The 25,967-nt window shown below is 64.2% G+C and carries 24 protein-coding genes; 8 read left to right on the top strand and 16 right to left on the bottom strand.

Annotated features, from left to right (window positions below):
- The 5 genes from J5M71_RS23005 to J5M71_RS22985 form a co-directional block, all read right to left on the bottom strand.
- Positions 1-1,084 (bottom strand): MFS transporter (locus J5M71_RS23005; protein ID WP_207837443.1); only part of this gene is annotated, 1,084 nt, incomplete at its 3' end.
- The gene (locus tag J5M71_RS23000; RefSeq protein ID WP_207837434.1) at positions 1,081-2,073 is read right to left on the bottom strand and encodes a TIGR03571 family LLM class oxidoreductase; all 993 of its coding nucleotides are present in this window, start codon (positions 2,071-2,073) and stop codon (positions 1,081-1,083) included. The genes J5M71_RS23000 and J5M71_RS23005, both read right to left, overlap by 4 nt.
- A 4-nt stretch (positions 2,074-2,077) precedes the next feature.
- Positions 2,078-2,881 carry a 2,5-didehydrogluconate reductase DkgB gene (dkgB, locus tag J5M71_RS22995; protein ID WP_063914060.1) on the bottom strand — a complete coding sequence of 268 codons (804 nt, stop codon included), beginning with the start codon at positions 2,879-2,881 and terminating at the stop codon, positions 2,078-2,080.
- 354 nt (positions 2,882-3,235) lie between these two features.
- On the bottom strand, positions 3,236-3,730 hold the full coding sequence (locus tag J5M71_RS22990; RefSeq protein WP_063914061.1) for a DUF934 domain-containing protein: 495 nt from the start codon (positions 3,728-3,730) through the stop codon (positions 3,236-3,238).
- Positions 3,714-5,366, bottom strand: coding sequence for a nitrite/sulfite reductase (locus J5M71_RS22985; RefSeq protein WP_207837432.1), 1,653 nt, complete (start codon positions 5,364-5,366; stop codon positions 3,714-3,716). Before J5M71_RS22985 ends, J5M71_RS22990 begins: the two co-directional genes overlap by 17 nt.
- A gap of 213 nt (positions 5,367-5,579) precedes the next feature.
- Here J5M71_RS22985 and J5M71_RS22980 point away from each other — a divergent pair, with 213 nt between their 5' ends.
- Positions 5,580-6,656 carry an ABC transporter substrate-binding protein gene (locus tag J5M71_RS22980; protein WP_207837429.1) on the top strand — a complete coding sequence of 359 codons (1,077 nt, stop codon included), beginning with the start codon at positions 5,580-5,582 and terminating at the stop codon, positions 6,654-6,656.
- Positions 6,657-6,946: 290 nt separating this feature from the next.
- On the opposite strand, the gene J5M71_RS22975 is transcribed toward J5M71_RS22980, so the two are convergent.
- Positions 6,947-7,162: a DUF2970 domain-containing protein gene (locus J5M71_RS22975; protein ID WP_003256398.1), complete on the bottom strand. Its 216-nt coding sequence runs from the start codon at positions 7,160-7,162 to the stop codon at positions 6,947-6,949.
- A 171-nt stretch (positions 7,163-7,333) separates the two neighbouring features.
- Positions 7,334-11,041: a methionine synthase gene (gene metH / locus J5M71_RS22970; RefSeq protein ID WP_207837427.1), complete on the bottom strand. Its 3,708-nt coding sequence runs from the start codon at positions 11,039-11,041 to the stop codon at positions 7,334-7,336.
- A 184-nt stretch (positions 11,042-11,225) separates the two neighbouring features.
- On the opposite strand from metH, the gene J5M71_RS22965 reads away from it, so the two are divergent.
- The 5 genes from J5M71_RS22965 (at position 11,226) to J5M71_RS22945 (ending at position 16,752) form a co-directional block, all read left to right on the top strand.
- A complete protein-coding gene (locus J5M71_RS22965; RefSeq protein ID WP_207837425.1) occupies positions 11,226-13,526 on the top strand; it encodes a fatty acid cis/trans isomerase in 2,301 nt (766 codons plus the stop codon).
- A 235-nt stretch (positions 13,527-13,761) separates the two neighbouring features.
- Positions 13,762-14,796, top strand: coding sequence for an acyltransferase (locus J5M71_RS22960; protein WP_207837423.1), 1,035 nt, complete (start codon positions 13,762-13,764; stop codon positions 14,794-14,796).
- A gap of 58 nt (positions 14,797-14,854) precedes the next feature.
- Positions 14,855-15,439 carry a Fe-S biogenesis protein NfuA gene (gene nfuA, locus J5M71_RS22955; RefSeq protein ID WP_003250416.1) on the top strand — a complete coding sequence of 195 codons (585 nt, stop codon included), beginning with the start codon at positions 14,855-14,857 and terminating at the stop codon, positions 15,437-15,439.
- A gap of 221 nt (positions 15,440-15,660) precedes the next feature.
- Positions 15,661-16,269: an SCO family protein gene (locus J5M71_RS22950; RefSeq protein WP_063914066.1), complete on the top strand. Its 609-nt coding sequence runs from the start codon at positions 15,661-15,663 to the stop codon at positions 16,267-16,269.
- Entirely contained in the window at positions 16,270-16,752 is a 483-nt protein-coding gene (locus J5M71_RS22945; protein WP_207837421.1) for a copper chaperone PCu(A)C, read from the top strand.
- 55 nt (positions 16,753-16,807) lie between these two features.
- Here the strand turns inward: J5M71_RS22945 and J5M71_RS22940 are convergent, their stop codons facing one another.
- The 8 genes from J5M71_RS22940 to J5M71_RS22905 all read right to left on the bottom strand — a co-directional run bounded on the left by J5M71_RS22940 (position 16,808) and on the right by J5M71_RS22905 (position 22,628).
- Positions 16,808-17,035: a hypothetical protein gene (locus J5M71_RS22940; RefSeq protein WP_003250422.1), complete on the bottom strand. Its 228-nt coding sequence runs from the start codon at positions 17,033-17,035 to the stop codon at positions 16,808-16,810.
- Between the two features lie 72 nt (positions 17,036-17,107).
- Positions 17,108-17,941, bottom strand: a complete 834-nt coding sequence (locus tag J5M71_RS22935) for an AraC family transcriptional regulator (RefSeq protein WP_207837419.1) — start codon at positions 17,939-17,941, stop codon at positions 17,108-17,110.
- The gene (locus J5M71_RS22930) at positions 17,938-18,252 is read right to left on the bottom strand and encodes an AzlD domain-containing protein (protein WP_207837417.1); all 315 of its coding nucleotides are present in this window, start codon (positions 18,250-18,252) and stop codon (positions 17,938-17,940) included. The genes J5M71_RS22935 and J5M71_RS22930 overlap by 4 nt, the downstream gene beginning before the upstream one ends.
- Positions 18,249-18,941 (bottom strand): AzlC family ABC transporter permease, encoded by a 693-nt coding sequence (locus tag J5M71_RS22925; protein WP_207837415.1) that lies wholly within the window; start codon positions 18,939-18,941, stop codon positions 18,249-18,251. Before J5M71_RS22925 ends, J5M71_RS22930 begins: the two co-directional genes overlap by 4 nt.
- Before the next feature lie 309 nt (positions 18,942-19,250).
- Entirely contained in the window at positions 19,251-19,946 is a 696-nt protein-coding gene (locus J5M71_RS22920; RefSeq protein ID WP_207837413.1) for a sel1 repeat family protein, read from the bottom strand.
- A gap of 141 nt (positions 19,947-20,087) precedes the next feature.
- A complete protein-coding gene (locus tag J5M71_RS22915; protein ID WP_207837412.1) occupies positions 20,088-21,170 on the bottom strand; it encodes a hypothetical protein in 1,083 nt (360 codons plus the stop codon).
- A 40-nt stretch (positions 21,171-21,210) separates the two neighbouring features.
- Positions 21,211-21,837, bottom strand: coding sequence for a LysE family translocator (locus J5M71_RS22910; RefSeq protein WP_207837408.1), 627 nt, complete (start codon positions 21,835-21,837; stop codon positions 21,211-21,213).
- A 2-nt stretch (positions 21,838-21,839) separates the two neighbouring features.
- Positions 21,840-22,628 (bottom strand): YqcI/YcgG family protein, encoded by a 789-nt coding sequence (locus J5M71_RS22905; RefSeq protein ID WP_207837405.1) that lies wholly within the window; start codon positions 22,626-22,628, stop codon positions 21,840-21,842.
- 160 nt (positions 22,629-22,788) lie between these two features.
- On the opposite strand from J5M71_RS22905, the gene J5M71_RS22900 reads away from it, so the two are divergent.
- A complete protein-coding gene (locus J5M71_RS22900) occupies positions 22,789-23,709 on the top strand; it encodes a LysR substrate-binding domain-containing protein (RefSeq protein ID WP_207837402.1) in 921 nt (306 codons plus the stop codon).
- Here J5M71_RS22900 and J5M71_RS22895 read toward each other — a convergent pair.
- Entirely contained in the window at positions 23,690-24,586 is an 897-nt protein-coding gene (locus J5M71_RS22895) for a LysR family transcriptional regulator (protein WP_207837440.1), read from the bottom strand. The two genes, J5M71_RS22900 and J5M71_RS22895, sit on opposite strands and share 20 nt — an antisense overlap.
- A gap of 117 nt (positions 24,587-24,703) precedes the next feature.
- Between J5M71_RS22895 and J5M71_RS22890 the strand changes: the two genes are divergently transcribed.
- Positions 24,704-25,894 (top strand): MFS transporter, encoded by a 1,191-nt coding sequence (locus J5M71_RS22890; protein WP_207837400.1) that lies wholly within the window; start codon positions 24,704-24,706, stop codon positions 25,892-25,894.
- Positions 25,895-25,967 lie beyond the last annotated feature (73 nt).

The raw sequence follows: 25,967 nt of genomic DNA, 5'->3' as shown, positions 1-25,967 counted from the left end.
CGGCCATCGGCACGGCCGCAAAGCCCAGATCCAGGCTGATCACCGCACCACCCAGCGCCGCGCCCAAGGCGTTGCCCAGGTTGAACGCGCCGACGTTGATCGACGAGGCCAGCCCCGGTGCTTCGATGGCGGCGATCATCACCCGCATCTGCAGCGGCGGTACCACGGCGAAGGTGAACATGCCCCACACCAGCAAGGCGATGGCGGCGCCGATGTGGCTGCCCAGTACCAGCGGCATCAGCAGCATGATCACTGCCAGTGCCGCGAGGACAATCCGCGCCGCACCCTCCAGCGACCAGTCGGCCAGGCGGCCACCCAGGCTGTTGCCCAGGGTGAAGCCGATACCGATCAGCACCAGGCCCAGGGTGACGAAGCTGTCCGAGGCGCCGGTCAGTTCGGCCAGTACCGGTGCTACGTAGGTGTACAAGGTGAACATGGCGCCGGCACCGAGCACGGTGGTGGCCATTGCCAGCAGCACGCTGGGGCGGGCAATGACCGCTAGCTCCTTGCGCACATGCGGCACGCTGCCGCGTTCACCCTTGGGCAGGGCGTACCACAGCGCGGCCATGGCCAGCAGGCCCAGCACGGCGGTACCGGCAAAGGCCATGCGCCAGCCGACCTGCTGGCCGATCCAGGTGGCGGCCGGCACGCCGCCGATATTGGCGATGGTCAGGCCCATGAACATGGTGGCCACGGCACTGGCCTGTTTCTCCTTGGGCACCACACTGGCGGCCACCACCGCGCCAAGGCCGAAGAATGCGCCGTGGTTGAGGCTGGTGACCAATCGCGAGGCGAGCAGGGTGTAGTAGTCCGGTGACAGCGACGACAGCAGGTTGCCGAGGGTGAAGATGGCCATCAGTGCCATCAGTGCGGCGCGCTTGCCGAAACGGCTGAACAGCAGGGTCATGATCGGCGCGCCGACCATCACACCAATGGCGTAGGCGGTAATCAGCATGCCGGCGCTGGGGATGCTGACGTCGACACCTTGGGCGATCACCGGCAGCAGGCCCATCGGCGTGAACTCGGTGGTGCCGATGCCGAAGGCACCGATGGCCAGGGCAAACAGGACGCGCCCGGCGTTCATTGCGCGTGCTCCGGCGCGGCCAACTCGGTCAATGGGCATGGGGTGGCCTCCGTCAGTTTGACTGGTGTCTCATGGAACTGTGGCAGTACGTATTCGGCGATTTCGTGCAGGGTTTCGTCCAGCGGTCGCACGTTACGCCGCAGGTGCAGGCCGATATGGTCGACGCCCGCCGCGCGCAGGGCGCCGAGCTCGGCCGCCAGTGCCTTGCGGCCACCGCGAAAACCGAAGCGCCAGCGTTGCAGCGGTTCGTCGGGGTTGTCCGCCAGGTCCAGGTGGATGAAGCTGCTGTAGGGCTTGTCGCCCGCCACCGCGCGCCAGGCGGCGACCCGCCGGCGGTGGTCATCCGGCGTGCCGGGGTAGGCCAGGCAGCCGTCCAGGTTGCTGCCGATCCATGCCGGGCTTTGCTGGGCCAGGCCGGCTACCAGCAGCGGCAGCGGCGAGGCGGTGCCGGGTAATACGGCCAGACCTTCGGGCAGGTGGCCGTTGGCACCATCACGCAGCAGCGCGACCTGTTGGCGGAATGCGTTGCCGCGTCCCTCGAAATCCCGCCCGAACAGCGGGTATTCCACCGGCCGGTCACCACTGGCCACGCCCAGCAGCAGGCGATTGCCGCTGAGGCGCTGCACACTATTGGCCGACTTCAGGGTCAGCAGCGGTTCGCGAATCGGCAGCACCACGGCAGCCGTGCCGAGCAGGATGTCGCGGGTTACCCCGGCCAGGTAGCCGAGGTAGGCAAACACCTCGAACACCTGGGCGGCGTCGCCGAACGACGGGTCATACAGCGGCACATCGCGGATCCACAGGGCGCGGTAGCCCAGGCGGTCGGCCAGTTGTGCCAGTTCTGCATGGCGGGCCAGGTCCGGCTCGCCGAACTGGCGGCCGTCGCGGCGCCGTGCCTGTTCACCGGCGGGCGTCCAGTCGTGGTCCAGCGGCGCTTCCAGGCCGACACTGAAGCCGCCAGCGGTCAGGCGTTCGAGGGGTGTGGTCATGGCATCAATCCCAGATTGGCGCCAGGCCGTCAGGGCTGACTTCGCGGCCATTGCGCTCGAGCTTGGCGATGCGTGCCATGTCGTCGGCGTCCAGCTTCAGGTCACGGGCGAGCAGGTTGCTGGCCAGGTTTTCGCGTTTGGTCGACGACGGGATCACCGCGTAGCCCAGCTGCAGGGCCCAGGCCAGGGCAACCTGGGCGACGGTGGCCTTGTGCTTGGCGGCGATGTCGGCCAGTACCGGGTCTTTCAGGACCTTGCCGTAAGCCAGGGTCATGTACGAGGTGACGGTGACGCCTTGCTCCTTGAGGAACGCGGTCAGCTTGCTGTTCTGCAGGTACGGGCTGAGCTCGATCTGGTTGGTGGCGATTTCGCCTTTGCCGACCACTTCGATGGCCTGGCGGGTCAGTTCGATGTTGAAGTTGGATACACCGATCTGGCGAGTCAGGCCGAGCTTCTTGGCTTCGGCCAGGGCGGCCATGTATTCGGGCAGTTCAACGCCGTTGCCTGGGGCTGGCCAGTGGATCAGCAGCAGGTCGACGTAGTCGGTGCGCAGTTTCTGCAGGCTCTCGCGCAGGCTGGGGATCAGCTTGTCCGCGGCGTAGTTTTCAATCCAGATCTTGGTGGTGATGAACAGTTCGTCGCGCTTGACGCCGCTTTCGGCGATAGCCTGGCCAACGTCGGCTTCGTTCTTGTAGATCTGCGCGGTGTCGATGACCCGGTAGCCCAGTTCCAGGGCCGACTTGACGGAATCGATGACGGCCTGGCCGGTGAGGCGGAAGGTGCCGAGGCCGAAGGATGGAATGCTCATGGATCTGCTCCTGATGCGTAAGGGGTGAACCGAACCGAGCCTGGTCGCTCGGGTTCGATCGCTTTTCGTGTGGGGAGCAGTGTGCGGCTTTGAGGGGGATTGATTAAGGTGGGGCGGGGCCAAGGTCATTTGACCGGGAGGCAAGAATAGGCCGTTGTGTCGTGACTGTTGCTGCAGGAATGCAGGGTAAGCCTGACCCGGCCTCTTCGCGGGTGAACCCGCTCCCACAGGTACTGCACCGTTCCTGAGTGCGGCGCAGACCCTGTGGGAGCGGGTTCACCCGCGAAGAGGCCGGTACAGGAAAACGAAACAGCCCGCCATGAAGGCGGGCCGTTTGGCATTGCAAGGCGACAATCAGCGGCGGCGGAACAGCGGCAGCGGCTCGTCGGTGGCGGCCTGGTAGGTCACCGAGAAGTCCTTCAGGCTTTGCAGCGCGTCTTCCGGGTCCTTGTCGGCACGGATGGCGAACGCGTCAAAACCGCAACGGGCCATGAAGAACAGCTGGTCGCGCAGCACGTCGCCAATGGCGCGCAGCTCGCCCTTGAACTTGTAGCGGTCACGCAGCAGGCGCGCATTGGAGTAGTTGCGCCCGTCGGTGAACGCCGGGAAGTTCAGCGCGATGACCTGGAAGTGATGTACGTCCTCGCCGATTTCTTCCGCCTGCTCATCGCTGTCCAGCCACACGCCCAGGCCGCCGTCGCGGGCCTTGAGTACGTGGGCATGGTCGCGCCACATCTGCAGCGGGACGATGTAGTCGTCGCAGTTGGTCAGCTCGTCAAAGGACGTTTCCTTGGGCAGCAGGTGCCAGGTTTCGTCGACGATCTGGTTGTTCTTAATGATTCGCTGCATAGACGCGTTCCTTGAAGGGGTCGATGCCGATACGCTGGTAGGTGTCGATGAAACGCTCTTCCTCGGTACGTTGCTCGACGTACACGGCGATCAGCTTCTCGATCACATCGGCCATGTCTTCCTGGGCGAAGGACGGGCCGAGGATCTTGCCCAGGCTCGCGCCACGCGCGGCATTGCCGCCCAGCGACACCTGGTAGAACTCCTCGCCCTTCTTGTCCACGCCAAGGATGCCGATGTGGCCCACGTGGTGGTGGCCGCAGGCGTTCATGCAGCCGGAGATGTTCAGGTCGATTTCGCCGATGTCGAACAGGTAGTCCAGGTCGTCGAAGCGGCGCTGGATGGATTCGGCGATCGGGATCGACTTGGCGTTGGCCAGCGAGCAGTAGTCACCACCCGGGCAGCAGATGATGTCGGTCAGCAGGCCGATGTTCGGGGTGGCGAAGCCGCTTTCGCGCAGTTCCAGCCACAGGGCGTGCAGCTGGCGCTGCTCGACATCGGCAAGGATGATGTTCTGCTCGTGCGAAGTGCGCAGGAAGCCGAAGCTGTAGCGCTCGGCCAGGTCGGCCACGGCGTCCAGCTGCTTGTCGGTCAGGTCGCCCGGGGCAACGCCGGTGGGCTTCAGCGACAGGGTCACGGCCACGTAACCAGGGCGCTTGTGAGCGCGGGTGTTGCGCGAGCGCCAGCGGGCGAAGCCTGGGTACTCGGCGTCCTGGGCGGTGTAATCGACGTTGTCCAGGGCCAGGTAGGCCGGGTCGACGAAGTGGCGCGACACACGCTGCACTTCGGCTTCGGTCAGGGTGGTGCTGCCGCCACGCAGGTGGACCATTTCGGCCTCGACCTTCTCGGCGAACACTTCCGGGGTAAGGGCCTTGACCAGGATCTTGATCCGCGCCTTGTACTTGTTGTCACGGCGACCGTAACGGTTGTACACGCGCAGGATGGCGTCGAGGTAGCTGATCAGGTCTTGCCACGGCAGGAATTCGTTGATGAACGAGCCCACCACCGGGGTACGGCCCAGGCCGCCACCGACCAGCACGCGGAAGCCCAGTTCACCAGCGGCATTGCGCACCGGCTCCAGGCCGATGTCGTGCACTTCGATGGCGGCGCGGTCTTCCTGCGAGCCGTTGATGGCAATCTTGAACTTGCGCGGCAGGTAGGCGAATTCCGGGTGGAAGGTGGTCCACTGGCGGACGATTTCGCACCACGGGCGCGGGTCGACGATTTCGTCTGCGGCCACGCCGGCGAACTGGTCGGTGGTGGTGTTGCGCAGGCAGTTGCCGCTGGTCTGGATCGCGTGCATCTGCACGGTGGCCAGTTCGGCGAGGATGTCCGGGATGTCTTCCAGCGCCGGCCAGTTGAATTGCACGTTCTGGCGGGTGGAGATATGGGCGTAGCCCTTGTCGTAGTCGCGGGCGATCTTGGCCAGCGTACGGACCTGGGTGGCGTTCAGCTGGCCGTACGGCACGGCGACACGCAGCATCGGCGCGAAACGCTGGATGTAAAGGCCGTTCTGCAGGCGCAGAGGGCGGAATTCTTCTTCGCTCAGCTCACCGGCCAGATAGCGGCGGGTCTGATCACGGAACTGCTTGACGCGGTCCTCGATGATCCGCTGATCGTACTCGTCGTATACGTACATAAAAGTCCTGTCTCAGGCATGCAGCTATTCGCGCGCACGGCCGCGCACTCCGCTTCGGAGCCGAGGAACGATAGCAGGTTGTGTTTATGCGCTAAAGTGATGTTTTTGCATATGAAAAGAACCAAATGGACTATGTGAGACTGACTGCCATTTGTGCGCTTGGAGTGGCCTGGCGTTTATAATCCGCTGTTTGCTTCGCAGGGATTTCAGCCCATGCTCAAGGCGTTGTGCCATAGCTTGTGTCTTGCCTTGCCGCTGGCGGCAAGCGCGCAGCCGGCTTCGGTGGTTTTCCTCAACCCGGGGCTGTCCTCCGAGACGTTCTGGACCAGTTATACCCGCTTCATGCAGGCCGCCGCGGACGAGCTGGGCATGACCCTGCGCGTGGAATACAGCGAGCGCCGCGCCGACCTGGCGCTGACCCAGGCCAAGGCGATCCTGAGCGGGCCGCAGCGGCCGGATTACCTGGTGCTGGTCAACGAGCAGTATGTGGCGCCGGAGATCATCCGCCTGTCGCGTGGCAGCGGGGTCAAGCTGTTCCTGGTCAACAACGGCCTGACTGCCAGCCAGGCCCGTAGCATCGAGGCCCAGCCCGACAAGTATGCCGAGCTGCTGGGCACCTTGACGGCCAACGACGAGCAGGCGGGCTTCCAGATGTTGCACCAGATGGTCGCGCAGTTGCCCCGCGACAGTGGGCCGGTGGACCTGGTGGCCTTTGCCGGGGTCAAGACCACACCGGCCTCGCAGCTGCGCGAGGAAGGCATGCGCCGCGCCCTGGCCGATTTCCCCCAGGTGCGTTTGCGTCAGGTGGTGTATGGCGGCTGGAGCCGTCAGCGCGCCTACGAGCAGGCGCAGCAGCTGCTGGAGCGCTACCCGGCTACCCGCCTGGTGTGGTCGGCCAATGACGAGATGGCCTTTGGTGCCATGCAGGCGTTCGAGGAGGCGGGGCGCAAGCCGGGGCGCGATGTGCTGTTCAGCGCCATCAACAGCTCGCCCGCTGCCCTGCGGGCACGTATCGACGGGCGTCTGAGCGTGCTGATGGGCGGGCATTTCACCCTCGGCGGTTGGGCCATGGTGATGCTTCACGATGACGCCCAGGGGCTGGCGGTGAACCGCGACGGTCTGCGCGAGCATCGCACGCCGGTGTTGCAGCCGATCGACCAGGCCAAGGCGAAGCATTGGCTGAAACTGCTGGAACGGGCCGACTACGGCGTCGATTTCCAGCAGTACAGCGCCGAAGGGCGGCCGCCCGGCTATCAGTACCCCTTTCTGACGTCACCGATCAATTATTGAAAGACCCTGCTTGAGGGAAGGGCATTGCTCGTCTTAACTGCTGGTGGTGAAGTGCATTCCCATAACCACTACAAGAGGCAATGCAATGGGAAACTCAACCAAGGTCCGCAAAGCTGACAGCAGCGTCGATGCCTGGGCGATCCTCTGCCTGATCGTTCTGGTGGTGGTCACTGCCGTGTATTGGGTCAGCCACCAGTAGACTTGTATTCAAGACCGTGATGCAGCCAGAGCGCCTGCGGGAGGGAGTCCCGCGGGCGTTTTTGCTTTGCCTGTGCCGGCCTCTTCGCGGGCTAGCGAGCCAGGTGCAGGGCCAACTGCACCAGGCCGATCAATACGGCTATGAACACCAGGGTGAACAGCGTCCCCAGCGCAATGAAATGGCTGGCCTTGCCGTGGGTGAAGTCGCGGGCGCGGTTCTTGCCGCTTTGCACGCCGAAGGCGGCAGCGAGGATGCTGTGCAGCATCTGCCAGAAGGTCGGGGGTTTGCCCTGGCTGGAATCGTCCATGGTGGCTCCTGAGGAAATCAGAGGCAATCAGGGACAGTGTAGGCAATGAGATCGAGGTTGGCTTTGCCGGCCTCTTCGCGGGCTCGCCCGCTCCCACAGGTATGTCACCGGACCTGAGGCCTGTGTCGTACCTGTGGGAGCGGGCAAGCCCGCGAAGAAGCCAACGCGGTCTTAGCTATCGTACCCGAGGTTAGGCGCCAACCAGCGCTCGCTCACGCTCACATCCTGGCCTTTGCGCGCGCTGTAACGCTCGATCTGGTCCTTGTCGACCTTGCCCACGGCAAAGTACTGCGCCTGCGGGTGGGCAAAGTACCAGCCGCTGACCGCCGCCGCCGGGAACATCGCGAAGTGATCGGTGAGGAACACGCCGCTCGGCCCGGTCTCGCCGATGGCAGTGCCATCAAGCAGGCGGAACAGGGTTTCCTTCTCGGTGTGGTCCGGGCAGGCCGGGTAGCCGGGAGCCGGGCGAATGCCGCGGTACTGCTCCTTGATCAGCGCTTCGTTGTCCAGGTGTTCGTCGCGGGCATAACCCCAGTGCTCTTTACGCACCTGCTCGTGCAACCATTCGGCACAGGCCTCGGCCAGGCGGTCGGCCAGGGCCTTGACCATGATCGAGCTGTAGTCGTCGCCCTTGTCCTGATAGGCCTTGGCCACTTCCTCGGCACCGATGCCGGCGGTGGTGATGAAACCACCGACATAATCGGTGACACCACTGGCCTTCGGCGCGACGAAGTCGGCCAGCGACCAGTTGGGCTTGCCGTCCGGCTTGATGGTCTGCTGGCGCAGGTGGTGCAGGGTGGCCAGTGCCTGGCCGTTGTCGCCATAGACTTCGATGTCGTCATCGGCCACCTGGTTGGCCGGCCAGAAGCCGAACACCGCTCGGGCACTGATCAGTTTTTCGTCGATCAGCTTGTCGAGCATCTCGCGGGCATCCTTGTACAGCGCCGTTGCAGCCTCGCCGACCACTTCGTCGGTGAGGATGCGCGGGAACTTGCCAGCCAGGTCCCAGGAGATGAAGAACGGGGTCCAGTCGATGTACTCGGCCAAGGTGCGCAGGTCGATGTCTTCCAGCACCTTGACGCCGGTGAAGGAGGGTACCGCTGGCTGGTAGCCAGCCCAGTCGTACTGCGGCTTGGCGGCGATGGCCTGGGCGTAGCTCAGGCGCTCGGTGCGGGCACTGCGGTTGGCGGTGCGCTCGCGTACTTCTTCGTATTCCTGGCGGGTCTTTTCGACGAAGCCGGCTTTCAGCTCCTTGGACAGCAACTGGGTGGCAACGCCCACCGCACGCGAGGCGTCGGTGACGTAGACCACGGCGTCGTTGCTGTACTTGGGCTCGATCTTGACCGCGGTGTGCGCCTTGGAGGTGGTGGCGCCGCCGATCATCAGCGGCAACTGGAAGCCCTGGCGCTGCATTTCGCGGGCAACGTGGACCATTTCGTCCAGTGACGGCGTGATCAGGCCGGACAGGCCGATGATGTCGCACTTCTCGTCGCGGGCGGTTTGCAGGATCTTCTCGGCCGGCACCATCACGCCAAGGTCGACGATGTCGTAGCCGTTACAGCCCAGCACCACGCCGACGATGTTCTTGCCGATGTCGTGCACGTCGCCTTTTACCGTGGCCATCAGGATCTTGCCCTTGGCTTCCGGCTTGTCGCCTTTCTCGGCTTCGATGAACGGGATCAGGTGTGCTACCGCCTGTTTCATCACGCGGGCCGACTTCACCACCTGGGGCAGGAACATCTTGCCCGCGCCGAACAGGTCGCCGACCACGTTCATGCCATTCATCAGCGGGCCTTCGATCACCTCGATCGGGCGTGCGCACTGCTGGCGGCATTCTTCGGTGTCTTCGACGATGAACGCGGTGATGCCCTTGACCAGCGCGTGCTCCAGGCGTTTTTCCACCGGCAGCGAGCGCCACTCTTCGTTTTCCACTTCCTTGGTTGCGCCGCCGCCCTTGTAGTCGTCGGCGATGGCCAGCAGCGCGTCGGTGCCATGCGGGGTACGGTTGAGCACCACGTCCTCGACCTTTTCACGCAGTGCAGCCGGGATTTCGTCATAGATCTCCAGCTGGCCGGCGTTGACGATACCCATGGTCAGGCCGTTCTGGATGGCGTGATACAGGAATACCGAGTGGATCGCCTCACGCACCGGGTTGTTGCCCCGGAACGAGAACGACACGTTGGACACACCGCCCGAACTCAGGGCGTGGGGCAGGTGGTCGCGGATGTAGGCACAGGCCTCGATGAAATCGACGGCGTAGTTGTTGTGCTCTTCGATGCCGGTGGCGACGGCGAAGATGTTCGGGTCGAAGATGATGTCTTCCGGCGGGAAGCCCACTTCGTTGACCAGGATGTCATAGCTGCGCTGGCAGATTTCCTTCTTGCGCGCGGCGGTATCGGCCTGGCCGACCTCGTCGAAGGCCATCACCACCACGGCAGCGCCATAGCGCTTGCACAGGCGGGCATGGTGCTTGAACTGCTCGACGCCTTCCTTCATGGAAATGGAGTTGACGATGCCCTTGCCCTGGATGCATTTCAGGCCGGCTTCGATCACTTCCCACTTGGACGAGTCGATCATGATCGGCACGCGCGAGATGTCCGGTTCGCCGGCGATCAGGTTGAGGAAACGGACCATGGCGGCCTGGGAGTCGAGCATCCCTTCGTCCATGTTGATGTCGATTACCTGGGCGCCGGCCTCGACCTGCTGCAGGGCGACTTCCAGGGCTTCGGTGTAGTTCTCTTCACGGATCAGCCGGGCGAACTTGGCGGAGCCGGTGATGTTGGTGCGCTCGCCGACGTTGACGAACAGCGACTGGCGGTCGATGGTGAACGGCTCCAGGCCCGACAGGCGGCAGGCCTTGGCGATTTCCGGAATCTCGCGCGGCTTGTACTTGGCCACGGCCTCGGCGATGGCCTGGATGTGGCCCGGGGTGGTGCCGCAGCAGCCGCCGATGATGTTGAGGAAGCCGCTGGCGGCGAATTCCTCGACCACCACGGCCATTTCCGCCGGGGTTTCGTCGTATTCACCGAAGGCGTTCGGCAGGCCGGCGTTGGGGTGGGCCGAGACATGGGTGTCGGCCTTGGTCGCCAGCTCTTCCAGGTACGGGCGCAGGTCCTTGGCGCCAAGGGCGCAGTTCAGGCCCACGGAAATCGGCTTGGCGTGGCGCACCGAGTTCCAGAACGCTTCGGTGGTCTGGCCCGACAGGGTACGGCCCGAGGCGTCGGTGATGGTGCCGGAGATCATGATCGGCAGTTCGATGCCGTCTTCCTCGAACACCTGCTGCACGGCGAAGATCGCCGCCTTGGCGTTGAGGGTGTCGAAAATGGTCTCGATCAGCAGCAGGTCGGCGCCGCCTTCGATCAGGCCGCGGGTAGCCTCGATGTAGTTCGTTACCAGCTCATCGAAGGTGACGTTGCGGTAGCCGGGGTCGTTGACGTCCGGGGAAATCGAGCAGGTGCGGCTGGTAGGGCCGAGCACGCCGGCGACGAAGCGCGGCTTGTCCGGGGTTTCCAGGGTCTTGGCATCGGCCACCTGGCGGGCGATGCGCGCGCCCTCGACGTTCAGCTCGTAAACCAGCGATTCCATGCCATAGTCGGCCTGGGAAATCTGCGTGGCGTTGAAGGTGTTGGTTTCGAGAATATCGGCGCCGGCATCCAGGTAGGCCTTCTCGATGGCGGCGATCACGTCCGGGCGGCTGAGCAGCAACAGGTCGTTGTTACCCTTGACATCGCTTGGCCAATCGGCGAAACGCGTGCCACGATAGTCGTGTTCCTCGAGGCGGTAGCTTTGGATCATAGTACCCATGCCGCCGTCGAGGATCAGGATGCGCTCTTTGAGTGCGTTCTGGAGTGCTTGGAGACGAGCGCTGCGGTCGGACATAGGAACTACCTGGTCGGGCAAATTTCAGAAGGTGCAGAATCATAACAAAGCTGCGCAGATTTTAGGCACATCGCCCATTTGCATGAAAATGGCTCATGTTGGGCGGGCGTCGGCAAGGCACGGCACCCCAAGGACGACCAGTCAACAAATCGTGATGGCTTTCAATACCCAGGACTTTCCGCACATGGTGCATCGTATTCTTGCCGGCGTTTTCGCCCTGCTCATCAGCAGTGTGGCGTTCGGGCAAGCCCCCCAGTCGAGCCCGGCTGTTTCCTACACCCGGGACATTCAACCGATCTTCACCGAGAAATGCGTGGCCTGCCACGCCTGCAACGACGCCGCCTGCCAGTTGAAGCTGGAAAGCCCTGAAGGCGCGGTGCGCGGGGCCAGCAAGGTCCCGGTGTACCAGGGCGAGCGCAGCAAGGCAGTGCCTACCACGCGGCTGTTCTACGACGCCCACAGCGAGGGCGAATGGCGCAAGAAGGGTTTCTACTCGGTGCTCGACAACCAGGGCAGCCAGGCCGCGCTGATGGCGCGCATGCTCGAGCTGGGGCACAAGACCCCGCTCACGCCCAACGCCAAGCTGCCCGAGGAAATTGTCCTGGGCCTGAACCGCAACAACATGTGCCCGTTGCCGCATGAGTTCGATGCCTATGCCGGCGCCCATCCCAAGGAAGGCATGCCGCTGGCGGTGACCGGGCTGACCGACAAGGAATACGACACCATGCGCCGCTGGCTGGCCGCCGGTGCGCCGGTCGAGTACCAGTCGATCAAGCCGAGCGCGGCCGAAGCCAAGCAGATCGCCGACTGGGAAGAGCTGCTCAACCGCCCGGGTTCCACCGAGGCACTGGTTGGCCGTTGGCTGTACGAGCACCTGTTCCTGGCGCATATCTACTTCGTCGGTGGCGAGCAGGGCCACTTCTTCCAGTGGGTACGTTCGCGCACCCCGAGCGGCCAGCCGGTCGACCTGATCGCCACGCGCCGCCCCAACGACCCGCCGGGCACCGACTTCTATTACCGGCTGGTCCCGGTGCAGGGCGTGATCGTGCACAAGACGCACATCACCTACCCGATGGGGCCGCAGAAGCTCAAGCGGGTCAAGCAACTGTTCTATGCCGGTGACTGGCATGCCACTGCACTGCCAGGCTATGGCCCGCGCCACCGGGCCAACCCGTTCGAAACCTTCGAAGCGATCCCGGCAGTGGCGCGCTACCAGTTCATGCTGGATAACGCCGAGTACTTCGTGCGCACCTTCATCCGTGGCCCGGTATGCCGTGGGCAGATTGCCACTGACGTGATCCGCGACAACTTCTGGGCATTGTTCCAGGAGCCGGCCCACGACCGCTACATTACCGATGCCAAGTACCGTGGTGAGGCCACGCCGCTGCTGGCCATGCCTGGGCAGATCGATGACGTGGGCAGCGTGCTGAGTCTTTGGCACGCCTACCGCGACAAGCGCAACGAGTACGAAAAACTGCGTCGCGAAGCCTATGCCGACATGCCGGCGCCGGGCTGGGCGACGCTGTGGGCCGGTAACGACAACGCGTTGCTGAGCATCTTCCGCCACTTCGACAGCGCCTCGGTGACCAAGGGCCTGATCGGTGACGTGCCGCTGACCGTGTGGCTGTTCGACTACCCGTTGTTCGAGCGCACCTATTACCAGCTGGCGGTCAACTTCGATGTGTTCGGCAACGTCTCGCACCAGTTGCAGACGCGCCTTTACTTCGACCTGATCCGCAACGGCGCCGAGGTCAACTTCCTGCGCCTGATGCCGGCCGACCAGCGCAAGGCGATCCTCGGCGACTGGTACCAGAACAGCGGCAAGGTGAAGATGTGGATGGATTATGAAGACATCGACACCGACACCCCGAGCGGTATCCAGCTCGACCCGCGCAACCCCAAGCGCGACTTCGGCCTGAAGCTTCTGCAGCGTACCGGCAGCCTGAATGCTGCGCCTGACCCGATCAACCGCTGCCAGGGCGCGTTCTGTTCACGGCCGCAGGTGAGCGAAGAGTTCCGCAATGCCGAGCAGTCGCTCAGCCGCCTGGTGTCGCGCCCGGCTGCCGGGTTGAAGGTGATCAACCAGCTGCCCGAAGCGACCATGCTGCGCATCGAAGGGCAGGGCGGCCAGCGCCAGGTGTACAGCCTGCTGCGCAACCGCGCGCACAGCAACGTGGCGTTCCTGCTGGGCGAGGCGTACCGCTACCAGCCGGGGCTGGATACCCTGACCCTGTACCCCGGCGTGCTCAGCAGCTACCCCAACTTCATCTTCAACATCCCGACCAAGGATGTGCCGGAGTTCGTCGAGGACATGGAGTATGCGAAGGATGATGCGGCGAAGTTCGAGCGTATCGTCATGCGCTGGGGCGTGCGTCGCAGTCACCCTGAGTTCTGGCGCTACTTCCATGACCTGAACAGCTTCATCAAGGAAACCGAACCGGTCGAGGCGGGCGTGCTGGACATGAACCGCTACGAGAACCTCTGATCGGTCGGGCTGACCTTTCCGATTACCCTGCGGTCGGACTTGCTGGGTGGTCCTGATCGATTGCAAGGGGGCTGCTTTGCAGCCCTTCGCGGGTAAACCCGCTCCCACAGGTATGGCGCCACTCTCGAGGTCAGCGCTAACCCTGTGGGAGCGGGTTTACCCGCGAACGAGCGCGTAGCGCTCGCCCCTGCATCCGAGCCTGGGCCTCAATGCACCGGCAATCGCAGGGTACTCCATGCTGTATTCGCTTCAGGCACTGCGGGCGTTCGCCGCCTGGGTGGTGGTCTGCCACCATTTCATGCAGATCTTCTTCGACTTCCATGCCACCGGCCCCATCGGCCAACTGCTCACCGACCGCGGCGCCGCAGGCGTCGATATCTTCTTCGTCATCAGCGGGCTGGTCATCTACCTGTCGACCTGCGACAAAGCCATCGAGCCCCGCCAGTTCCTGCTCAACCGGGCACTGCGTATCGTCCCGGCCTACTGGTTCTACACGGCGCTGATGGCAACCCTGCTGCTGGCCTTCAGCCAGTGGCTGCCGCACCAGGCATTCACCTGGCACCACCTGCTGTTGTCGCTGCTGTTCATCCCGGCGGAAAACCCTGGTGGCTACGGCTTGTACCCGACCCTGAACGTGGGCTGGACGCTGAACTTCGAGATGTTCTTCTACCTGCTGTTCGGCCTGGCTTTACTGGTGCGCCAGCGTCATCAGCAGCTACTGGTCACCGCCGCACTGCTGCTGGCCAGCGAGGTACTGGGCCGGCTGGGCGTGCTCAGCCGCTTCTACAGCAACGACATCATCTACGAGTTCCTGCTCGGCATCGGCCTGGGCGTGCTGCACCGTCGCGGGCTGATTCGCCATGGCCGCTGGCTGCCGTTGGCGTTGCTGGCGGTGGCAGGCCTGGCCATCTACCACCTGGACGCTTCCCGGCGTTTGCTGCACTGGGGCGTGCCGAGTGCAATGATCGTGCTGGCCTTCGTCGCCCTGGAGCCGCTGCTGCGCGGTAACCGGCTGCTCAAGGCGCTGGGCGACTGTTCGTACTCGGTGTACCTGATCCATGTGCTGGTGTTGTATGCCGGCTGGTTCGCCAGCCAGCGCCTGCAGTTGAACCCATACCTGGTGTTCGCCCTGTGCGTGCCGTCCATTGGACTAATGTCGTGGTTCAGCTACCAGTGGCTGGAGCGCGGCCTGTACCGGCGCATGCAGGCCTGGCTGGCGGCGCCACGGGGGCAGCCCCCTGAATATGCGCTTTCCCGAGTCAAATACTAGGACTTTGTTCGAAGGCCGGGTTGGCGTACACTTGGCCGCAAGTCTGTGAGGAACCTACATGAGCGCTATAACCATTACCGACGCCGCCCATGACTACCTGGCCGATCTGCTCTCCAAGCAGAATACGCCTGGCATCGGCATTCGCATTTTCATCACCCAGCCGGGCACCCAGTACGCCGAAACCTGCATTGCCTACTGCAAGCCGGGCGAAGAGAAGCCTGACGATACCGCCGTGGGTCTGAAGAGCTTCACCGCTTACCTGGACGCGGTCAGCGTACCGTTCCTGGAAGACGCACTGGTCGACTACGCCACCGACCGCATGGGTGGCCAGCTGACCATCAAGGCGCCGAATGCCAAGGTGCCGATGGTCAATGAAGACAGCCCGATCAACGAGCGCATCAACTATTACCTGCAGACCGAGATCAACCCTGGCCTGGCCAGCCACGGCGGCCAGGTGAGCCTGGTGGATGTGGTCGATGATGGCATTGCCGTGCTGCAGTTCGGTGGTGGTTGCCAGGGTTGCGGCCAGGCTGACGTGACCTTGAAGGAAGGTATCGAGCGCACCCTGCTCGAGCGTATTCCCGAGCTGAAGGGCGTGCGTGACGTGACTGACCACAGCCAGAAAGAGAACGCCTACTACTGAGGCTGACGCGCTCCTACAGGGATCGCGTTGAACCCACTTCCTTAGCAACAAAGTGTTACTGTTTCAACCCCTGCGACAACAGGCCGCAGCCCGTATTCAAAGGGCTGCAGCCGATCCTCGCCTTCGTCGGGTAGAACCCCTCGGGGTGTCGTGCCAGAATGCCCCGGTTTTTCGACCGGCCCGTCCCGAGGGCCGGCACCTTCCCTGTAAAGGATGGTTTCATGAATGATCTGTATACCCGGCGCGCAGTTGTCGCCGGGATGGGCGTTCTCGGGCTTGGCCTGCTGGCAGGCTGCAGCCCGGCCCGGGGGCTCGAGTTCAAGCACGGCAAGAACATGAGCAACGAAATCCTTGGGCGCAAGTTCAGCCTCAAGGATACCCAAGGCAATGTGCGCACCCTGTCGAGTTTCTACGGCAGCATGCCGATGATCTTCTTCGGTTTCACCCAGTGCCCGGCGGTGTGCCCGACTACCCTGGCGCGCGCGGCGCAAATCCGCCAGCTGCTGCGCGGCCGCGATCGCGACCTGTTCCAGGTGGTGCTGATTACCCTGGACCCGGAGCGCGACACCCCCGAAGTGCTCGATGCCTACGTCAAGGCGTTCGACCCGTCGTTCACCGCGCTGACCGGCACCCCCGAGGAGATCGCTGCGGTGGCCAAGGAATTCAAGGTGTTCTACGAGAAAGTCCCGGCCGGTGATACCTATACCGTCTCTCACTCGTCCACCAGCTACGTCTACGATACGCGTGGCACCCTGCGCCTGAGCCTGGGCCATTCCCTGACTGCAAAGGAATGCGCCGAAGACCTGGTGACCCTGATGGAGATCTGCTGAATGTCGATACAACCGATCAAGCACGGCCTGGCTGCCCTGGTCCTGATGGGCCTGGCGCTGCCGGCCCTGGCCCAGACCACCGTGAGCGATGCCTGGGTCCGTGCGACTGTGCCGCACCAGCAGTCCACTGGTGCCTTCATGATCCTGACCGCCAGCAGCGACAGCAAACTGGTGGCCGTGGCTTCGCCCGTGGCCAAGACCGTGCAGGTGCACGAGATGACCATGAATGGCGACGTGATGGGCATGCGTGAGGTCAAGGCGGTCGAGTTGCCAGCCGGCAAGGCGGTGACCCTCGACCCGAATAGCCTGCATGTGATGCTGATGGGCCTGAACAACCAGGTGAAGGAAGGCGACAAAGTGCCGCTGACCCTGACCATCGAGGATGCCAAGGGGGCCAAGGAAACCCTGGACGTGCAGGCCGACGTGCGTGCGCTCAACGCCCAGGCGGGCGGTGGGCATGATCACATGCACATGAAGCACTGACAGGCTGAACCCTTCAGGGCGCTTTGCGCCCTGTGGGAGCGGGCCCATATTTCAATCAGCTGCGAAACCTGGGCAGCGGCCTGTCGAGGGTCAGCGAGGTCAAGGTCTTGCGGACCTGGGCCTCGTCGGCCTCCAGGGCCTTGAGACTTGCGCGGATCTTGCCGGCGGCGGGCACGTCGCCCTGCCGGTCGATCCAGTCGGCTATCTCCTTGCAGGCACTGCTCAGGCAGGCCTGGCGCTGGTTCATCAGCGACAGGAGGGTGGTGAGCTCTCTTTCGGACATGGCAGGATCCTCCATTCAGCCTTGTCAGTGTAGCAGTGGCTGGCCGGCCTGCCTGAGGCCGGCTGTCGCAGTTCAGCCCTGCAGGCAGGCGCTGCGATAGGCCCCTGGCGTCACCCCGTAGGCCTGCTTGAACTGCCGGCTCAAATGGCTCTGGTCGGCAAAGCCCAGGTCGAACGCCACCTCCGAGGCCGCCCAGCCACGCTTGAGCATTTCCCGCGCACGGGCCAGGCGCCGCTGCTTCAGCCAGGCATGCGGCGGCAGGCCAGTGGCCTGGCGGAATACCCGGGCAAAATGGAACGGCGACAGGTTGACCGCCGCCGCCAGGGTTTCGAGCGAGGGCGGGTCGGCCAGCTGGCTTTCCAGCAGTTCGCGGGCGCGGGCCACGGCCAGCGGTTCGTGGCCGGGGGCCGCAGGTTCGGCGCATTGCCCGTGGCGCTGCACCAGGGCCAGCACTGCCTGGCGCCAGGCGGTCTGTTGCTGCAGGGCGCTGGCGCCTGCTTCGGACAGCTGGTGCAACTGGCTGAAGGCGCTGGCCAGGGCCGGGTCGTTGATCACGCTGTCCTTGAAGCGGGGCATGCCGTGGCGGCCCAGTTCCAGTTCGTCGAGCACCCCGGTTACCCGCTCGTGCTCCGGGTAGAAGCCGCGGTAGCGCCAGCCCGCTTCGTGGGCGGTAGCGCCGGTGTGCAGCTCGTCGGGGTTGATCAGCACCATGCTGCCGACCGGCGCCAGGTGCTCGCTACCGCGATGCCAGAAGCGCTGGGCGCCCGACTCGATCACGGTGAACACATAGCCTTCATGCACATGCGGGGCGAACCGCTGCTGGAAGTAGCGCGCGTGCAGCATTTCGACGTCGCCAAGTGCCGGCGCCTGCCAGAGGTGTGTCTGCTCGCGCAGGGGCGTGCTCATGCCAGCCAGCTGCGCAGGAGGAAGAAGATCAACATGCTCACCAGCATGCTCAGCAACACGCTGCGGGTCAACAGCACCAGGGCGATGGCCACCAGTGAACCCAGCAAGTAGGGGTTGAGCAGGCTCAGGTTCAGCTGGTGGTCGGGCATGAAGATGATAGGGCCACAGATGGCGGTGAGCATGCCCGGCACGGCAAAACCGAGGAACTGCCGGGCGTTGGAGCTCAGGCGCATGGGCAGGCGCGGCTCCAGGAACGCATAGCGGTTGAGGAATACGATGGCACCCATGGCGAAAATCAGGATCCAGGTCATGCGCGGGCTCCGGCAAATTTCTGGCAGATGAAGCCGGCGCTCATGCCCAGCAGGCCTGCGGCCACCAGGGCGGTCTCCCAGTGCCAGTAGCTGAACAGCACCGAGCAGAATAGCGACACGGCTACGCACACCACTGTGGCCAGGTTGCGTACCAGCGGGGCGATCAGGGCGACGAAGGTGGCGACGATGGAGAAGTCCAGGCCGAACTGGTCCAGGTGTGGAATGTTCTGGCCTAACAGGATGCCGGCCAGAGTGAACAGGTTCCAGGCGACATAGAAGGTCAGGCCCACCCCCAGGGCGTACCAGCGGTTGAACTGCTGCTGGTCGTACTGGCTGGTCAGGGCGAAGAACTCGTCGGTCAGCAGGAAGCCCAGGCCCAGCCTCCAGCGCAGCGGCTGGCTGGACAGTACCGGGCGCATCGACAGACCGTACAACAGGTGCTGCGAGGTCAGCAGCAGCGTGGTCAACAGGATCGACGCCAGGTTGGCGCCGCCCTTGAGCATGCCGATGGCCACCAGTTGCGCGGCACCGGCGAAGACGATGGCCGACAGCCCTTGCCCTTCCCAGGCACTGAGGCTGGCCTCGATGGCCATGGAACCGGCCAGCAGGCCCCAGGGCGCGACGGCCAGGGACAACGGGAGAATGGCGATGGCGCCGTGGAGGAAGGCTTGGCGAGCGATGTGGGGCATGGTGGCTGCAGTGCGTGTACGTGGTAGGCCAGCATGCCAGACGGGGCGGGGGATGGCTTGAACGATCTTGCTGGTCTCCACCTTGTGGGAGCAACTGTCTTGCTCAAGATTTCAAGGCGCACGCGGTCACTGTGGGAGCGGGCTTGCCCGCGAACACCGGCGAAGCCGGTGCCATGCACCACGTTGGATTCTTCGCGGCTAAAGCCGCTCCCACAGGGTGCGCGGACTGCTTGCCATTTCAGTTCTCTACGCGACAGCGCAGCCCTAAGGGCTGGGCCATCTCCCACAAAGGATCGCGACGGGTGAGGGTCAGGGACGGCTGGTCAGGTGCTGCTGCGCCGTCACGCAGCCGTTGGTATCCACGGCCTTCTGCAGCAGGCTCTGGCGGTGCTGCGGGTCGAGGTCGCCGAGCAGGCGGTATACCTCGGCCTGATAGTCCCGTTGGCGCCCCCATAGCATTTCCAGGCCTTGTGGCCGGCTGCGGTTGCAGGCCAGGCGCGTGGCCGGTTGCGGGTAGTAGGGGGCGTACACGGTGGCCATGCTGGGGATGGCCTCCAGTGCAGTGCGGTACTCGCTGCTGACGTTGTAGGGCGGGCACCAGGTGGCGATGGCCGGCGCCGGTGCGGCAAAGCCCTGTTTGAGGCTGGCTTCGAGCAGCGGGCAGGCGGCATCCGGGATTTGCGCGGCGGGCAGGTAGGTCATGTAGTACAGCGCCAGGCGGTACTGTGCGACCGGGTGGCCCAGCGCCACGGACTTTTTCAGCAAGGCGACCGCTGTCGGCAGGGTGTGGGCCATGGCCTGGCCCTGGCGGCTAAGCTCCGGGTCGTCACCCACGGCCGTGCGCAGCGTGCTGGCGCTGTCATCCTGGCTGTCGGCCTGCTCCAGCAGGGGCAAGGCCTGACGGTAGAGCAGGTCGGCATGAGGGTCGATGCGCACTTCCAGCGCGTGTGCGGCCAGCGGCATCAGAGCGAGCAGCAGGGGGGGCAGGCGAAGCATGCAGCTCACAGGCAAGCCTCACAGGGTGCCAGGCACTGATGATGGATGGCTTCGATGTTCATGGCGGTCAAGCGTGCGCCTCGGGCAGATCGGAACGACGGCATATTCTAGCCACCCAATGGGCCTGGCCGGAAGACCACCCGGCAACTGTCAGACGAGCTTGATCGGCGTGACCTTGCGCTGGGCATGTTTTTCCTGGGCCAGGCCAAGCTTGGCAGTTATGACCTTTGCCAGGGCATTGTTGCCCAGGTCATTCAGGTGCAGGCGGTCGATGAACAAGTCGGCCCCGAACACCGGCGAGCTGCTGAGCATGCAGTTCATGTCGTAGCAGGGGACCGGGTCGGCCTGGCTCTTGATGCGGCGGAAGAAGGCCGAGTGCAACTGGCTGTCGAACGCGCCGTCCAGCAGCCGGTCGAAATTCGCCGGTTTTCGCTGCAGTGCATCCAGCATGGCCTGCTCGCCAGCGGGCAGGCTATCCCGACACCAGGGCAGCAACGGCTGCAGGATGAAGGTGAGGGTGGAATGGCTGTCTGCCAGCAGTCGTTCCCATTGGCGCAAGGTCCGGCCAATGTTGTCGGCGGCACGAGCCAGGCGCTTTTCCGGGGGCGACAGTGGCCAGGTGGCAGGTGGTGCGACCGGGGGCGCGGCCAAGGCTTGGCCGATACGCTGCCACAGCGATTGCCGGCGCGGAGCCGACATGGGCTGCATGCCTTCGCTGAAACTGTTGAGAAAGTCCTGGTAGGCCTTGGCGTGCTGTGGACCGTTCAGGCTGGCGAGGACTTCGCAGAGGGCTTCATGGGCCAGGCTGTTGAGGCCGCTGAGCACCACCACGTGGCCGAGCTGGCCAAGGCGGTGCTGATGGGTGAGGAACATCAGCAGCTCCTGGCTGGCATTGAGCCCACAGCCGGCCAGGCTCAGCCAGACTTCGCCGGTGAGCATCGACAGGTGCGAGGCCACTGTGTGTTCGTCGGAGCTGGCGCCGATGCCCAGGGCGGTGGAGCCGCCGACCAGCAGGTTGATGCGCGCGGCACCACCGCGCTCGGCCGCCGAGAAGCGCTTGCCGGCGCAGTGGCTGTAGCGCAGGCCCAGGGCGTCGGTGTTGATGGTGCCGGAACGGTAGCCGGTTTCGTGCACATGCACGGTGTGCGGTGCACGCCGGCTGCCCAGCAGCAGAAAGCGCTGGTAGTCCTGTTGCAACGGCGAAGGCGACGGGCTCGTGTCACTCGCGGTCATGATCTCTCCCTCATGTTGCAGCGGGCACTTTGCATCACAATCAGGCCGCCAGTTCCTTGAGGTTGTACAGCAGGCCGCCGGCGGCGATCAGCAGCAGGGCGACGCCCGAGGCCAGGCTGATCATGCGGTTGCTGCGTTGCGAGGCGATCTTGCCGATGGCGAAGATGTAAAGGCTGAGCACAGCAAAATCGATGGCCACCCACAGCAGCGACAACACCACCATGCTCTTGCCGAACGACTCGGTGATCTGGATGAACTGCGGGAAGAAGGCGATGAAGAAGATGATGTCTTTCGGGTTGGAAATGCCCACCATGAAGCCTTGCAACAGCCCGCTGCGCTCTGGCTTGGCGAGTTCGCCCGGCGCCTCGGTCGCAGGCGCCTGCAGGGCGTCCCTCAGGGTGCCCACGGCGGTGTAGCCGATGAACAGGCAGCCGAGCAGGCTCATGGCGCTGAGCCAGGCCTTGTCGATGGCGGCGCTGGTGAGGATGATCCAGGCCGCGGCGCCGATCAGCACCAGTGATGCCCAATTGGTGCCAATGGCGGTGAACATGGCTCTGCGCGAGCCGGAGGCGGCTGCGGTATTGATGATAAGCGCTACTACCGGGCCGGGTGTGGCGATCAGTAGCAGGACGGTAAGGGCATAGGTGGCAGTGAGTGCGGTATTCACGGTCAGTTCTCGATCAGTATTTCAGGTGTTGCCGGGTGTACGGCATGGGCGTGGAACGGGCAGCGGGACGGGTTGAGCGACCCGGCCTCCTGCAGTTGGTATTGCTTCCACTCGAAATTGTCGGCATCGCCGAAAAAGCCAAGGGTGTCGGGCATGACACCGTCGTTGTAATGGTGTACGCGCTCGCGGATGCGTTCACGGATACGTTTGCCACTTTCGGTATTGGCATTGGCCACTTCGTCGAAGTTCGCCCGCGGGTTGATGACGAAGGTAATGTGTGGCCCCAGGTTGCGGCTTTTCATCTGTTGGTGGCCGGGGAAATTCATGTTGATGAACAGCGGCATGCCGGCAAAGCAGAACGACCAGGTGCTGTCGTCGGGGTCGGTCGGGATGCCGTGTGGCCAAGGCTGCGGGTCGCGCGCATGCACGCCACGCAACACCTTCCAGGCCAGTGCCTGTTGCTCGGCGAGGGTGCAGTTGGCAGCGGTTTCCAGAAACACGACCAGCGGGCTGCCGATACGCTGCTTGGGTTGGATTGGAGCGACGGTGCGCACGTAGTCGGCCAGGCCCAGGGCGATGTCATCGGCCAACTGCCCGGCGCGGGCGAAGAGGATGTGGCAGGTTGCGCCGTTTACCGCCTTGCGGCCGAACAGGCAGGGGAATTCGGGGTTGGCGAGGGTGCTGCGAAAATGCTCTACGGCATTGTAGGTCCAGTGTCGCGTGTTCCCGACATGTTCGGCGGCCAGCTCTAGCGCATCCAGGCGATAGCAAGTTCCATAACCCGTAAGCATGATTTCCCCAGGCGTTAATTTAGATGAACGTTCCAGTCACATGCAGGCAGGATCTTGGTTATGTTTGTTATTTACCGGCATTTTCCAAGACGCCCTTGACGTTGTAAAACGCGTGGAACTATGACCTACTATTAGTCTTACTCATGCTCGGGGCTTCGCCATGTCGGAAAGGATTCAGGCTTTGCACGCGCTGCGTGCCTTCGAGGTGGCCTCTCGCTATGGCTCGTTTACCCGTGCCGCGGAAGAGCTGGCCCTGACCCAGGGCGCCGTCAGTCACCACATCAAGACCCTCGAAGCCATGTTCGGCTGCGATCTGTTCGAACGCCGCGGGCCGAAACTGGCCCTGACCGAGCACGGTCGCCTGCTGGCGCAGGAACTCAAGGTTGGCTTCAAGATCATCGAAAACGCCTGCGCCCTGCTACGCCAGGACCGCTACGGCCTGCGTCTGAAGGCGCCGTCCACGCTCACCGTGCGCTGGCTGCTGCGGGCGCTGGATGCGTTCAAGAAGGTCGAGGACAACTGCAGCGTGCAGCTGTCCAGCGTGTGGATGGACATCGACAGCGTGGACTTCTATTCCGAGCCCTACGACTGTGCAATCCTCCTTGCCAACGGGCGTTTTCCCGCCGATATCGAGAGTTTCAAACTGTTCGATGAATGGCTGATCCCGGTGTGCCACCCGGACTACATGACCCAGGCACAGCCGGCCCTGGCCGACCTGGCCCAGTGCGAGTTCCTGCACCCGTCCCCCGACCGCCGTGACTGGCGGCGCTGGCTGGCTCGCATGGACGCGCTGGACATCAGTATCGACCACGGGCAAGTGTTCGATACCCTCGACCAGGGCATCTCGGCCGCCCAGCAAGGCCTGGGTATTTCGGTGGTCGACCTGGTGCTGGCCAGTGCCGACCTGGCGGCCGGGCGCCTGGTCACGCCGTTCAGGCATGCGGTGGCTACGGGTGACGGCTATTACATGACCTGGCTCAAGGCCAGCCCCAAGGCACGGCAGATGCACAAGCTGCGCGAATTCCTGCTTGGCCAGGTGCCGCCGCTGGTCTGCAAGGACATCAATTACCTGTACGGTTGAACACGCGCTCGAGCATGAAGTCGATGAACACCCGCAATTTCGGCGGCATCTGCCGCCCGGACGGCCATAGCAGGTAGAAGCTACCGCGCCGTTCCATGAAGTCGTCGAGCACGCTGACCAGCGCGCCGTTGGCCAGTTCGCGGCGTACGGTGAAATCCGGCAGGCAAGTGATGCCGCGATGGTTGACGGCAAAGCAGACGCGCGTCTCGACATGGTTGCAGACCATCGAGATGGGGATGTCGTAGCCCTGCTCGGGGTGCTCCTGGCGCAGCGGCCAGGTTTCCAGCTTGCCACTGCTGGGGAAGCGGTAATGCAGGCAGGTATGTGCCGCCAGGTCGCGCGGGTGCAGCGGCGTGCCGCGTTCGCGCAGGTACTCGGGCGAAGCCACCAGGCAGTGCTGGAAGTGCCCCAGGAACTTGGCGTTGAGCCGCGAGTCCACCGGCTGCCCACCCCGCATCACCACATCGAAGCCTTCGCCGACGATATCCACCATGCGGTCGGAAAAATCCAGGTCCAGCTCCACCTGCGGGTAGCGCGCCATGAACTCGGCCAGCGCCGGCATCACCAGCCCGGTGACCTGCGGCATGCTCACCCGCAGGCGACCGCTCGGGGTCGCGCTGGCTTGGGAGAGCGCCTGCTCGGTGGCCTCGATCTCGGCCAGGATGCGCCGGCTGCGCTCAAGGAACAACGTGCCTTCGGCGGTGAGGGTGATGCTGCGCGTGCTGCGGTGGAACAGGCGCACCCCCAGGCGGCTTTCGAGGCGCGCCACACGTTTGCCCACGGCCGAGGCACTGATGCCCAGCGATTGGCCGGCAGCGACGAAACTGCGGGTTTCGGCGACACGGTTGAAGACCACGAAGCCGCTGAGGCTGTCCATGCCGTATTCCTGATTGCGGACATTGATGTCCTGGGTGAACGGCATTGTAACCGCCTTTTTCCGTAATGGCCTCGGCTTGCAGACTGTCCGCCTCGTTTCTCATTCAAGGCATCTGCAATGTCCCAGACATCCTCCGCACCGCTGCTGGTCGCCAACAGTGAACGCTTGCCCCTCAGTGGGCTGCTGGCGCTGGCCATGACCGGCTTTATCGCCATCCTCAGCGAAACCCTGCCGGCCGGCCTGCTCGACCAGATCGCCGATGGCATGCACATCAGCCAAGCCATGGCCGGGCAATGGGTCACGGCGTATGCCCTGGGCTCGTTGCTGACCGCCATCCCGTTGGTGACCCTGACCCAGGGCTGGTACCGCCGCCGCGCGCTGCTGCTGGCGATCGTCGGTTTCATGCTGTTCAACGGGCTGACTGCCTTGTCCACTTCCAACGCTGTGACCCTGGTGCTGCGTTTTTGCACTGGCGCCGCGGCCGGGTTGGCCTGGGGGTTGATTGCCGGACATGCGCGGCGCATGGTGCCGGTGGCGTTGCAGGGCCGGGCCATGGCCGTGGCGATGCTCGGCCAGCCCATCGCCTTGTCGCTCGGGCTGCCGATCGCCACCTGGCTGGGGGCGGGGTTGGGGTGGCGCGCCACTTTCGTGGTGGTCACGCTGGCGGCGCTGCTGCTGGTGGCCTGGGTACTGCGGTCGGTGCCGGACTACCCGGGGCTCGCCACCGGCAAGCGGCCTGCGGCCCTGCAGGTGTTGCGCACGCCGGGGGTGGTGATCGTGCTGTTGGTGATCCTCAGCTGGATCCTTGGCCACAATGTGCTCTACACCTACATCGTGCCGCTGCTGGCGGCGGCCGGCATGGCTGCCGACATCGGCCTGGTACTGATGGTGTTCGGCCTTGCGGCCCTGGCCGGGATTGGCCTGGTGGGGCTGCTGGTCGACCGTTATCTGCGTTCCCTGGTGCTGCTGAGCCTGGCCGGTTTTGCCCTGGCGACGCTGGTGTTGGGGCAGGCGTCGTCGTGGGCAATGTACCTGAGCATCGCCTTGTGGGGCGTGACCTACGGCGGTGCGCCAACCCTGCTGCAGACCGCCTGCGCCGATGCGGCGGGCGAGGGTGGTGATGTGGCGCAGTCGATGCTGGTCACGGTGTGGAACAGCGCCATCGCCCTGGGCGGGATCATTGGCGGGTTGTTGCTGAGCGGGGCAGGGGTGGAGTGGTTTGGTGGGGTGGTGTTGGGGTTGATCGCGCTGGCCTGGCTGCTGGCGTGGGCTGGGCGGCGCAGTGGGTTCGTGGCGGGAGCCCGCTAGACGGGCTACTGAAATTGCAGGCAATCCGCGTACCCTGTGGGAGCGGCTTTAGCCGCGAAGAATCCAACGCGGT

This window comes from Pseudomonas sp. 43(2021) (assembly GCF_017490805.1).
Classification (GTDB): Bacteria; Pseudomonadota; Gammaproteobacteria; order Pseudomonadales; family Pseudomonadaceae; genus Aquipseudomonas.
The sequence above is the reverse complement of the archived record's forward strand: the minus strand, read 5'-3'. Positions and strand labels throughout refer to the sequence as shown.